This is a genomic window from Arthrobacter sp. YC-RL1 (assembly GCF_001454985.1).
Lineage (GTDB): Bacteria > Actinomycetota > Actinomycetes > Actinomycetales > Micrococcaceae > Glutamicibacter > Glutamicibacter soli.
Genome location: NZ_CP013297.1, coordinates 679,828 through 691,888, shown reverse-complemented (window position 1 = coordinate 691,888; position 12,061 = coordinate 679,828). Strand labels below are relative to the sequence as shown.

The 12,061-nt window shown below is 69.4% G+C and carries 9 protein-coding genes; 3 read left to right on the top strand and 6 right to left on the bottom strand.

All coding sequences use genetic code 11. The features are described from left to right. Positions 1-128: 128 nt before the first annotated feature. Positions 129-1,145 (top strand): uroporphyrinogen-III C-methyltransferase, encoded by a 1,017-nt coding sequence (gene cobA, locus ATC04_RS03180; protein ID WP_047120166.1) that lies wholly within the window; start codon positions 129-131, stop codon positions 1,143-1,145. Further along, a complete protein-coding gene (locus tag ATC04_RS03175) occupies positions 1,142-2,242 on the top strand; it encodes a uroporphyrinogen-III synthase (protein ID WP_047120167.1) in 1,101 nt (366 codons plus the stop codon). The genes cobA and ATC04_RS03175 overlap by 4 nt, the downstream gene beginning before the upstream one ends. 4 nt (positions 2,243-2,246) lie before the next feature. On the opposite strand, the gene ATC04_RS03170 is transcribed toward ATC04_RS03175, so the two are convergent. Beyond that, positions 2,247-3,236 (bottom strand): aldo/keto reductase, encoded by a 990-nt coding sequence (locus ATC04_RS03170; RefSeq protein WP_047120168.1) that lies wholly within the window; start codon positions 3,234-3,236, stop codon positions 2,247-2,249. A 62-nt stretch (positions 3,237-3,298) separates the two neighbouring features. After that, a complete protein-coding gene (locus ATC04_RS19200) occupies positions 3,299-3,979 on the bottom strand; it encodes a GntR family transcriptional regulator (RefSeq protein ID WP_047120169.1) in 681 nt (226 codons plus the stop codon). A gap of 169 nt (positions 3,980-4,148) precedes the next feature. Between ATC04_RS19200 and ATC04_RS03160 the strand changes: the two genes are divergently transcribed. Continuing rightward, entirely contained in the window at positions 4,149-5,516 is a 1,368-nt protein-coding gene (locus ATC04_RS03160; protein ID WP_052772496.1) for an FAD-linked oxidase C-terminal domain-containing protein, read from the top strand. Here the strand turns inward: ATC04_RS03160 and xdhC are convergent. The 4 genes from xdhC to ATC04_RS03140 all read right to left on the bottom strand — a co-directional run bounded on the left by xdhC (position 5,475) and on the right by ATC04_RS03140 (position 11,979). After that, the gene (xdhC, locus tag ATC04_RS03155; protein WP_047120170.1) at positions 5,475-6,302 is read right to left on the bottom strand and encodes a xanthine dehydrogenase accessory protein XdhC; all 828 of its coding nucleotides are present in this window, start codon (positions 6,300-6,302) and stop codon (positions 5,475-5,477) included. The two genes, ATC04_RS03160 and xdhC, sit on opposite strands and share 42 nt — an antisense overlap. Beyond that, complete coding sequence (gene xdhB, locus ATC04_RS03150; RefSeq protein ID WP_047120171.1) at positions 6,292-8,640, bottom strand: xanthine dehydrogenase molybdopterin binding subunit; 2,349 nt, start codon at positions 8,638-8,640, stop codon at positions 6,292-6,294. Before xdhB ends, xdhC begins: the two co-directional genes overlap by 11 nt. Continuing rightward, positions 8,637-10,112 (bottom strand): FAD binding domain-containing protein, encoded by a 1,476-nt coding sequence (locus ATC04_RS03145; RefSeq protein ID WP_047120172.1) that lies wholly within the window; start codon positions 10,110-10,112, stop codon positions 8,637-8,639. Before ATC04_RS03145 ends, xdhB begins: the two co-directional genes overlap by 4 nt. Before the next feature lie 388 nt (positions 10,113-10,500). Further along, the gene (locus tag ATC04_RS03140; RefSeq protein ID WP_047120173.1) at positions 10,501-11,979 is read right to left on the bottom strand and encodes a nucleobase:cation symporter-2 family protein; all 1,479 of its coding nucleotides are present in this window, start codon (positions 11,977-11,979) and stop codon (positions 10,501-10,503) included. Positions 11,980-12,061 lie beyond the last annotated feature (82 nt).

The following is a 12,061-nucleotide window of genomic DNA, read 5'->3' as shown; positions in this document are numbered from 1 at the left end:
GAAACAGCGAGCACCCTGGAGCGTATCCCCATGTCACAGAATCATCCACGCAGTCTTGCAGCAACTCTGGGCACCGTGTGCCTCCACGCCGAGGGCCGCACCGCCCTGTTGGCCCGGGAGAGTGAAAAATGATCGGGGCGCACATCGAGCTGGGCGGCTGCACGGTCCTGCTGGCGGCGGCTCCGGGAACCTCCGCCCGCGCCGCGCGGTACCTGCAGGCGCAGTTCGTCGACACCCTGCTGCAGGCCAGCACGCCGTTGGGGGCCGCGGCACTGCTGGGACAGGCAGACATCCTGGCCCTGTGTTCCGGGCAGTCCCTGAAATTCGCCGCGCTGCGCCAACAGGCTGTGGCCCAAGGCATTCCGGTGGTCGAGCTGGACCCCGGCGCAATGGGCGGCCGCATCACCCTGGTCGGCGGAGGACCCGGCGCCCTGGACCTGCTGACGCTGCGCGCGGCCGCCGCGCTGGCCAGCGCGGACGTGGTTTTCTGCGACCGGCTGGCGCCCGGTGAATTCCTGGACCGCCTCGCGCCGCAGGCCCGCGTCGTCGACGTGGGCAAGCGGCCCGGGCACCACAAGATCGCCCAGGAGCGCATTGAGGACCTGATGCTGCAGGAGGCGCTGCGCGGCCGCCACGTGGTGCGGCTCAAGGGCGGGGATCCCTACGTGTTCGGCCGCGGATTCGAGGAACTGCGCACCGCCAGCGCCGCCGGGATCCCGGTCGAGGTGGTTCCCGGGCTGTCCTCCTGCATCACGGTGCCGGCCGCGGCCGGCATCCCGGTCACCGCTCGCGGGGTCACCCGCGCCTTCACCGTGATCTCGGGCCATGATCCCCTGGAGGAGCACCAGCTGCGCCAGCTGGCAGGCCTGGGCGGAACCATCGTGGTGCTGATGGGCATGGGAACCCTGGAGCATACCGCGGCGGGGCTGCGCCGCTGCGGGCTGGCGGCCGACACGCCCTGCGCCGTCATCGAGTCGGGAACCACCGGCACCCAGCGCACCACCCACGCCACCTTGTCCACGCTGGCCGCGGCGTCCCGGGCGGCCGGCTGCGCGAACCCCGCGGTGATCGTCATCGGACAGGTCGCGGCGCTGCCGCTGGCCCTGGACGCGATGCCGCCGCTGAGCCTGGGAGCCACCGCATGAACGGCGCGCAGCAGCTGGCAGGATTCCGCATCGCGGTGACCAGTGACCGGCGCTCCAACGAACTCATCGAGGCCCTGGAACGCCGCGGGGCCGAAACCGCCCACACCCCGCTGCTGCGGCTCGCTCCGCTGGAGGACGAGCAGTTCTTGCTCGGCCAAACACGCAGGGTCATCGCCGAACGCCCCTCAGTGCTGGTGGTGACCACCGCCTACGGGCTGCGCCGCTGGTTCGACACGGCGGAGGCCGCCGGCCTGGGCGACCAGCTGGGACGGGCGCTGGAGACCTGCCGGATCTTCACCCGCGGGGCCAAGGCGCTCGGCGCGGTGCGGGCGCTGGGCCTGCCGGTGGCTGGAAGCGCCGCGGCAGGAACCAGCGAAGCGCTGCTGCAGCTGCTGCACGGCGAGGTGCAGGGGGCCAGCGTGGCGGTGCAGATGCACGCGGACAACGACCGCCCGCTGGCCCGCGACATCAGGGCGCTCGGCGCCGCGCACGTGCTGAAGATCGAACCCTACCGCTGGCTGGAGAGCAGCGGCGCCCCGCACATCCTCACCCTGCTGGACGGCATCTGCGCCGGCCGCTTCGACGCGGTGACCTTCACCAGCGCCCCCAGCGTGCACTCCTTGCTGACCGCCGCGGCCTCCCGCGGCATGCTGCCCACGCTGATCCGCTCATTCAACGAACGCGTGCTGGCCGCGACGGTGGGGCCGGTGACCGCCGAACCCCTGATCCAGGCCGGGGTGCGCAGCCCGCTGGTTCCGCAGCGCCACCGCATGGGCGCCATGGTGCTGCAGCTGGCCACCGCCCTGGCCGACCAGGGCACGCTGAGCGTGGATACCTCCCGCGGCCTGTGCCAGCTGCGCGGGCGTACGCTGTCGCTGAATGACGAGGACTGCACGCTCACCCCGCTGCACGCCGAGATCCTGCGCTGCCTGCTCCAGGCCGGCGGCAATGTGGTCTCCCGCGATGAGCTGGCCACCTCGCTGAGCACCCTGCCTTCACGCCATGCGCTGGACATGACGCTCAGCCGGCTGCGCAAGAACCTGCCCGATCCGCAGCTGATCACCACGGTCATCAAGCGCGGCTACCGCATCGCCTGAGCCTTCACCAGCGCGGGTGGATCTGGGCGCGCAGCTTCCGGTCGTAGAGATCGCGCACGGAAGCGGAGAATTCCCCGGAGATCCGCAACGACCCTGCGGCGGCGTTGGCCAGTGCCTGCGCCGTGGAGCGGGCTCCGGGGATGACGGTGCTGATCCCGTCCTGCGCGGCCAGCCAGGCCAGGGCGACCTGGGCGCTGGAGGCGCCGGGCGCCTCGGCGGCGGCCAGTTCCGCGAATTCCCGTGCGGCCTGCAGCCCGGTGGCGTAGTCGACCCCGGAGAAGGTCTCGCCCACGTCGAAGGCTGACCCGTCGCGGTTGAAGTTCCGGTGGTCGTCGGCCGCGAACCGGGTGTCCTCGGTGTAGCGGTTGGCCAGCAGGCCGCTGGCCAACGGGACGCGGGCGATGACGCCCACGCCTGCCTCGCGCGCGGCGGGCAGCACCTGCTCGATGGGCTTGTGCCGGAAGGCGTTGACGATGATTTGCACCGTGGCCACGTTCGGCCGCGCGATGGCGGTCAGCGCTTCGTCCACGGTTTCCACCGACACGCCGTAATTGGCGATGCGCCCCTCGGCGACCAGGGTGTCCAGCGCATCGTAGACGGCGTCGTTGGAGTAGACGGCGGTGGGCGGGCAGTGCAGCTGCACCAGGTCCAGGGTGTCCATTCCGAGGTTCTCGCGCGAGCGGTCGTTCCAGGCGCGGAATGCTTCAAGCGTGTAGGCCTCGGGTACCTGCTCCACACGGCGGCCCATCTTGGTGGCGACGGTGACGCCCGCCTCCGGGTTGGCCTTGAGCCAGCGGCCGATCAGCTGCTCGCTGCGTCCGTCCCCGTAGACGTCGGCGGTGTCGAAGAAGTCCACACCCCCTGCGTGGGCGGCGTCCAGCACGGCCAGCGCGTCGTTCTCGTCCACCGAGCCCCAGTCCGCGCCGAGCTGCCAGGTGCCCAGGCCGATGGCTGAAACGCGGCGCTGTGTTCTTCCAAGTTCACGATGTTCCATGTCCCGAGTCTAGTCCGGAACCAGGTGCCGGTCGGCGCTCACGCTGGCGATCCGCGCAGCGGCTACAGCAGCCGGCTGCGGTGCCCGGTCCTGGCTTCGAGGGATTTCAGCACATGCCGGCGGGCGGCCTGCTCGATCTGCGCGCCGGGCGCCGAGCCCCGGATGAGATCCAGCAGTTCCCCGTGCTCTTCGGCGGATTCGCGTGCGCGGTCCCGGTCCACGGCGGCGCGGGGCCCGCGGATGCTGGAGAACTTCTTCCATTCGGACCGGGCCAGTTCCAGGATCCTGTCATTGGGGCAGGCCGAATACAGCACCTCATGGAATTGCGCGTTGAGCTCCTCGAAGAGTGCGGGATCGAAGTCATCGAGCATTGACAAGATGCTGCGGTTGATTGCCTCGGCCCTGTCGAGGTCGGCCGCGCCCAGCTGGCCGGCGGCCAGCGACGTGGCCGTGCCGTCGAGGACGGCGAGCGCTTCCATGCCGGCCCGGTAGGCGTGGTCGTCGATGACCGCGACGCGGGCCCCGACGTTGTGCACGATCTGCAGCAGCCCCTCGGCGGCCAGGCGCTGGATGGCTTCGCGCACCGGCACCCCGCTCACCCCGAGCTCGGCCGCGATGGGAGCTGCCAGCACCCGCTGGTAGGGCTCGAAAGCTCCCCGCTCGATCTGCTCCTTGATGTGGGCGTATGCGGTGTCCGCCTTACTTTGCGCACCGCGCCGCCGTGGCTCCGAAGTAGGCACCATCCCCCGCTTCCGTCGTCGCGCCGCTGGCCTCGAGTATCGCGGAAGATATTTGCTCCCGCCCCTGAAGACTATCGCACCGGCGGGGATCGGCCCGTTTCCTTGACCCGCAGATTTTATAATATAAAGTAAGTTGCGTAGCTCACTCACTCGCACCAGATCGAAGGACCCCATGCACGCAAGCACCCCGACCGCCCCTGCGACCAATGAACTCCAGGACCTCTTCGGCGACCGGTTCATAGCCGGAGGCTCCGAGCTGGACCGCGTTTCGCGGGACGAGTCGCGCTACGAGCCCCAGGGCCCCGCGCTGGCTGCGGTGTTCCCCGAATCCACGCAGGAGGTCTCCGCCGCGCTGCGCTGGGCCAACCGGTACGGGGTGAAGGTCTCGGTGCGCGGCACCGGAACCGGTCTGAGCGGCGGGGCGCTGGCCTATGCCGGCGGGCTGGTGGTGTCGCTGGAGCGGATGAACAAGATCGTGCGGATCGACCCGGTCAACCGGCTGGCAGAGGTCCAAGCCGGCGTCATCAACGCGGAGCTGAACCGGGCGGCCGCGGAGCTCGGGCTGTTCTTCGCCCCGGATCCGGCCAGCGCCGAGATCTCCAGCATCGGCGGGAACATCGCCACGAACGCCGGCGGGCTGCGCTGCATCAGCCACGGGGTCACCCGCGACTCGGTGGCGGCCCTGGAAGTGGTGCTGGCCGACGGCAGCATCCTGCACACCGGCGCCCGCACCCTGAAGAACGTCGTGGGCCTGGACCTGACCAGCCTGTTCGTCGGATCGGAGGGGACCCTGGGGGTCATCACCGCCGCCACGGTCAGGCTCAAGGCGATCGCCCCGGGCACCCCGCGCACCTTCCGCGCCAGCTTCACCTCCATCGAGGACGCCGGGCGCGCGGTGACGGCGATCGTGAACGGCGCGCAGACCCCCGAGGTGCTGGAGCTGCTCGATGCCCGCAGCGTGCAGATCATCGAGGCCTACAAGCCCTCCGGGCTGCCCTCGGACGGCTGCGCCCTGCTGATCGGCCAGTTCACCGGGCTGCAGGCGGAACAGGCCGCCAACGACACCGCAGAACTGTGCCGCGGCTACGGCGCCGCGCAGGTGGTGATTGCGCAGGGCGACAGCCTGCTGGAAGCCCGCCGCCTGGCCAATCCCGCGTTGAACGCCCAGGGGCTGCGGGTCTCCTGCGACGTCGCGGTGCCCGTCGGGGAACTGGCGGAGGTGTTCCACGGCATCGAGCGGATCGCCGAAGCCCACGGGCGCACCATCTCCGTGGTGGCCCATGCAGGCGACGGCAACCTGCACCCGACGGTCGAGGCCGAGGACACCCCGGAGGGCTACGCCGCCGCGGAGGTCGTCATCGGCGACATCACCAGGCTGGCCCTCAAGCTGGGCGGAACCATCAGCGGCGAGCACGGCATCGGCCTGGTCAAGCAGGCCGAGCTGCCCTGGCAGCTGGACGAGGCCACCTTGCACACCCAGCAGATGATCAAGTACGCGCTAGATCGGAAGAACATCCTGACTCCGGGGCGCGGCATCTAGGGCAAGCCGGGCCAGCAGGTCCGCGGCCACGGACACCGCGATGGCCGCGGGCTGCTTGCCGGGAATGCCCGGCAGCCCGATGGGGCAGGTGATCCGCGCGATATCCTGCCGCTCGTGGCCGGAATCGGCCAGCTTCATGGTGAAGCGCGCATATTTGGCGGCCGAGCCGATCAGCCCCACATAGCCAAGGCCCGGGCGGCGCAGCGCCGCGTCGCACAGGTGGAAGTCCTCCGCGTGGTCGTGGGTCATGATCAGCACCAGCGACCCGTCGGGCAGCTCGGCCATGACCTGTTCGCCGAGCACCGCGTGCTGCCGGCGGATCATCGCCGGCGGGGCAGAGGCCGCCAGCGCATCCAGCTGCGCGAGCTGCTCGGCGCGCGCGTCGCAGAGCACCAGTTCCACGTCGTGGCGGGCCAGGATGTGCGCCAGTTCCAGGCCCACATGGCCGATGCCGAAAACGGCGATGACCGGCCGCGCCGGCACCGGTTCGAGCAGCACCACCGCTTCTCCCCCGCAGCACTGCCTGCCGAAGTCCGCCTCGGCCTTGTCGTTCAGCCGCAGCACCAGCTGTTCCGGCGACCTTGCCGAGGAGGCGAGCATCTGCCTGGCGCGGGCGGCCACCAGCATCTCCATGTTCCCGCCGCCGATGGTGCCCAGCAGCTCGCGGTCGGTGACCACGAATTTGGCCCCGGCTTCCCGCGGGGCGTGGCCGCGCACCGACACCACGGTGGCCAGCACCGCCGCGGTGCGCTGCGCGCGCAGCCGGGCCAGCTCCTCAATCCACATGGCCGGTGCCTTCCCGGGCCTCCCGGGCGTCCTGCACCGCCCAGAACACCGCTTCCGGGGTGGCCGGGGACGCCAGCTTCACGCTGTGCCCGGCCGGGCCGAAGGCGGCAACCGCTTGGCGCAGCGCCTCGCGCACGCTGAAGGCCAGCATCAACGGCGGCTCGCCGACCGCCTTGGAGCCGTAGACCACGCCGTCCTCGTGCGCGTCGTCCAGGAACTCGACGTTGAACACCGGCGGCATCTCGGAGAAGCTGGGCAGCTTGTAGGTGCTGGCGCTGGCGGTGGCCAGCCGGCCGCGATGCGGACCCTTGGTTTCCCAGCGCAGGTCCTCCAAGGTGAGCCAGCCGACGCCCTGGATGAAACCGCCCTCGATCTGACCGCGGTCCACCAGCGGCGAAAGCGAATCACCCACGTCGTGCACGATGTCCACGCGGCGCAGCTGGTAGGACCCGTCGAAACGGCTGACCTGCACCTCCGAGACGGCCGCCCCGTAGGCGAAGTACTTGAACGGCTCCCCGCGCATGGCTGACAGATCCCAGTGCAGTCCCGGCGTGCTGTAGTATCCCGCGGCCGAGAGCTGGATCCTGCTGAAGTAGGCCTTGGACACCAGTGTTTTCCAGTCCACGGACCGCCCGCGGGCATGGGCCGCCCCGTCGGCGAAGACCACCTCCGAAGCTTCGGCCTCCAGTTCCCCGGCGGCCAGCACGGACAGCCTGGCCAGGATCTGCTCGCAGGCGTCCTTCACGGCGGCGCCGTTCAGGTCGCTGCCGGTGCTCGCCGCAGTGGCTGAAGTGTTGGGCACCTTGTCCGTCCGGGTCGGAGCCAGGCGCAGGAAGGACAGCGGCAGGCCCAGAGCCGTGGCGGCCACCTGCAGCACCTTGGTGTGCACCCCTTGGCCCATTTCCGTGCCGCCGTGGGTGACCAGTACCGACCCGTCCTTGTAGACCAGCACCAGGGCGCCGGCCTGATTGAAGGCGGTGAAGTTGAAGGAGATACCGAACTTCACCGGGGTGATGGCCAGGGCGCGTTTTGCGTGCGGGTGCGCGGCATTGAAGGCCTCGATATCCCGCTGCCGAACCTCGAACTGCGCGGAGTCAAGCACCTGGTCCCAGACCCGGTGCAGCCGTTCGGCATGGCGCACCGGCTGGTAGTACGGGGTGTCCTGCCCCTGGACGTAGAGGTTGCGGCGGCGCAGCTCCTGCGCGCTGAGCCCCAGCTTCGGGGCCACCTCACCCAGGATGTTCTCGATCACCAGCATGCCCTGCGGCCCGCCGAAGCCGCGGAAGGCGGTCTGCGAGGTCTTGTGGCATTTGGCCACCCGGCCGCGCACCTGGATGTTGGGGATCCAGTAGGCGTTGTCGATGTGGCACATGGCGCGGGTCAGCACCGGCTCGGAGAGATCCAGGCTCCACCCGCCGTCGCTGGTCAGCTGCGCGGCCAGGGCCACAATCTTCCCATGCTCGTCGAAACCGATCTTCCAGGAGGCGTGGAAGCCGTGGCGCTTGCCCGTCATGGTCAGATCCCGGGCTCGTTCAAGCCGCACCCGCACCGGCCTGCCGGTGAGCACCGCTCCGAGGGCGGCGACCGCTGCATAACCGTGCGGTTGCATTTCCTTGCCGCCGAACGCCCCGCCCATGCGCAGCGCCTGCACGGTCACCCGGTGGGCGTCGACCCCCAGCACGTGGGCTACGATGTCCTGGGTTTCGCTGGGGTGCTGGGTGGATGCATGCACCATGATCTGCCCATCGGATTCGACCTGCGCCAGCGAGCTCTGGGTTTCCAGGTAGAAGTGCTCCTGGCCGGCGAATTCGAATTCCCCGGAGAACACGTGGGGCGCGGCGGCCAGGCCCGCGGCTGCCTCGCCCTTGTCGATCACCGGCTGGATGCCGTGGAAGCTGTTGGCGGCGATGGCCTCGCCCAGGGTCACCAGCGCGTCCAGCGGCTCATAGTCCACCTCCACCGCGGCGGCCCCGGCCTTGGCAGCTTCCAGGTCCTCGCCCAGCACCCAGGCCACCGGCTGGCCGTGGAACATGACCTCGTCCACCGGGAGCATCGGCTCGTCGTGCTTCGCGCCCTGGTCATTGACCCCGGGGATGTCCTGGGCGGTCAGCACCAGCCGCACTCCCGGAACCTGCAGCGCGGCGGAGGTGTCGAGCCTCAGCAGCTTGGCATGGGCGTGCGTCGACTGCACGGGATAGGCGTGCAGCACCCCGGTCAGGGCCCCTGCCAGGTCTTCGGTATAGTGCGCTTGGCCGGTGACATGGGCGTAGGCCGATTCATGCGGGATGGCCCGCCCCACCACTGAACCCTGCGGGCGCTGGTTGTGCTGGATGCTCATGCTCCTGCCCCCGCTCCGCTGTCCTGCTGCGCGAAGAACCGCTCAAGCGCGGAGCCCAGCATCGCCTGCCGGTAGGCGGCGCTGGCGCGGTGGTCGTCCAGGGGCGTCCCCTCGGCGGCCAGGATCCCGCCGGCACCCCTCATGGTTTCCTCGCTCCAGGCCTGTCCGACCAGTGCCTGTTCGGCGGCGGTAGCCCGCAGCGGGATCGCCGCCACCCCGCCCAGCCCGATCCGCGCGCGGGAGATCAGCCCGGCGTCGACCTCGAAGGCCAGCGCGACGGCGGTGCTTGAAATATCGTCGAAGCGGCGCTTGGCGACCTTCTGGAAGGACACCAGCCCAGCCAGCGGCAGCGGGATGCGGACCGCGGTGATCAGTTCCTCGGGCCGGCGCACGGTCTGCCGGTAGCCGGTGAAGTATTCATCCAGCGGCACCACGCGCTCCCCGGCACTGCAGGCCAGCACCAGCTGCGCGTCCAGGGCCAGCAAAACCGGTGGCGAATCCCCGATGGGCGAACCGGTGCCGAGATTCCCTCCGAGCGTCGCCGAGTTGCGGATCAGCCGGGAGGCGAAGTTCGCCCAGAGCAGCGACAACAGCGGAACCCTCCCGGCCAGCACGCGCTCAAGTTCGCTCAGCGTGCAGGCGGCCCCCAGTTCCAGGCAGTCATCGGTCTGCACCACCCGGCGCAGCTCCTGAAGCCGGTCGATGGCCAGCACCGACTGGGCCCGCGCGAACTTCATGTTCACCTCGACGCCCCAGTCGGTCGCCCCGGCCACCACCCGGGTTCCCGGTTCTTCGGCCAGGATCCGCAGCGCTTCGGCCAGCGTGGCGGGCCGGCGGTAGCGTCCGGGATCTCCTGCCGGGGTATCCGCCCTGCCGTAGTCGGTGGCCGCGGGGGCCGTCGCCGGCGCTTGGGCCAGCTGGTCCTCGGGTTCTGGCATCCCGAGCGCGAAGGCGGCATCCCTGATGGGCCGGTAGCCGGTGCAGCGGCACAGGTTTCCCGACAGCGCATGCAGGTCGAAGCCGTTGGGCCCTCCGGCATGGTGGCCCGGGGCCTCGGCGACCTGCTCCTCGGCGCGTTCCGGGCGGTAGTATTCAGCGGCCATGGCGCAGATGAACCCGGGGGTGCAGTAGCCGCATTGGGATCCGCCGCGCTCGGCCATTTCGCGTTGCACCGGGTGCGGCTCTCGAACGGTGCCCAGCCCCTCGGCGGTCAGCACGTGCTGGCCGTCCAAGGCGGCGGCCGGCAGCAGGCACGCATTCACCGCGATCCAGCGCGGGCGCTCTCCGTCGGGACGCGCCACCAGGATGGCGCAGGCGCCGCATTCGCCTTCGGCGCAGCCTTCCTTGCACGAGGTCAGCCCGAGCCCGCGCAAGAAGTCCAAGGCGTTGGTATGCGGCGGCCCGGTGAATTCGCGGGCTTGCTGGTTGACGGTGACGGTGCACCCGGGCGTTCCCGCAGCTTCCGAAGCCACAGCGCCTCACCTCCTGCGCCCTGCGCGGGCGCATAGTGAAAGAAGTTGAACGATTTGTGCATGCTCGGCCGGGAGCTGGCGGACTCAGCCTCGGGGCGGGAGAAATTCCCGCCCGGAGCGGAACTGAGCACCATGCAGCCGCGGCCCGCGGTTAACACCCGTGGGCGATCTGGCCCTTCCCCCAAGCCAAGGACCCGCCCATGACGCGCCTCCCGTGGTTGTTGCACCGAACTTCATTCAATTATTGAAACTACCACACTTAGTGTGCTCCAGCTCACACCCAAGCGCATAGAGTGCTTCGCACTGCGCGGGATTCCGCCGTATAGCCACGGAAAAAAGAACGCGCGAACCGGATGCGGTTCACGCGTTCTGCAGAATTCTCACCGAATCAGAGCGGCATGGGCCTGTCGCCCGCTTCGCCCTGCTCCTCGGAGATCACCTTGATTTCCAGGCCCTTGCTGTCATAGAGCTTGCCGCCGATCAGCCGGTCGCCGTCCTGCAAGCCGGTCAGCTGGTACTTGTAGACGGTGCGGCCCGAATCCTCCTTCTTGCGCCAGGTCAGTTCGTTGAAGATGATGTTCAGCAGCACAGCCATGATGGTGGCCGAGGAAATGCTTGACTGGAAGATGGTGCCGACCCAGGTCGGGAAGTGCTCGTAGAAGTCGGGCTTTACCATCGGGATGCAGCCGAAGGCCAGCGAAGTCGCGATGATCAGCATGTTCATGTTGTCGTCCTTGGCCTTGGCCAGGGTGCGGATGCCGGCTGCCGCCACGGATCCGAACAGCACGATGCCGGCGCCGCCGAGCACCGGGGTCGGAATGGAAGCCACGACGCGCCCGAGCACCGGCAGCAGGCCCAGGATCACCAGGATGCCGCCGCCGGCGGCCACCACGAAGCGGCTCTTGACGCCGGTGATCGCCACCAGGCCCACGTTCTGCGCGAAGGCTGACTGGGTGAAGGTGTTGAACACCGGGGCGACGGTGGAGGAAAGCATGTCGGCGCGCAGGCCGTTGGCGATGCGCTTGGCATCGACCTTGGAGCCGGTGACCTCGGCAACCGCGAGCATGTCGGCGGTGGTTTCGGTGTAGGTCACCAGGATCACGATCATCATGGAGATGATCGCGCCGAGTTCGAAAACCGGCAGGCCGAAGGCGAAAGGCGTCGGGAACGCGAAGATGTCCCCGTCCAGCACGGTGGAGAAATCGGCCAGCCCCATGAAGGCGGCCACGACGGTGCCCAGCACGATGGACAGCAGGATCGACAGGCGCGAGAGCGCAGGGACTCCGGACTTCGACAGGACCAGCAGGATCACCAGAGTGATGGCGGCCAGCGCGATGTTCTTCAGCGACCCGTAGTCCTCGCCCGCGGTGGCGCCGCCCATGGCCCAGTCGGCGGTGACCGGGAACAGCGACATGCCGATGATGGTGATGACCACGCCGGTGACCACCGGCGGGAAGAATCTGAGCAGCTTGGCGAAGAACGGGGCGATGACGATGCCGATGGCGCCGGCCGCCAGCACCGCACCGAATACCGCAGGCATGCCTCCGCCGCCGTTGAGGATGGCGATCATGGTGGCCACGCCGGAGAAGGAGGTGCCCTGCACCAGCGGCAGCTGGGCGCCGAAGAACGGGATGCCCAGGGTCTGCAGGATCGTTGCCAGGCCTCCGATGAACAGGCAGCTGGCCACGAGCACGCCGATTTGCGCGGTGTCCATGCCAGCGGCTCCGCCCATCACCAGCGGCGGCGCGATAATTCCGCCGTACATGGTCAAGACGTGCTGGAAACCGTAGGCGATGGTGCGCCCCGGGGGCAGGCGTTCGTCTTCGGGTCGGGTGCTGGTGGCTGCGTTGCTGCGGGCCGCGCTCATAGGAAGATCCTCATCGATGGACTGTAGCGGCTCCTCTGACCCGGGAGCCGGACACCTTATATTGTGTCGCAACAATACAGCC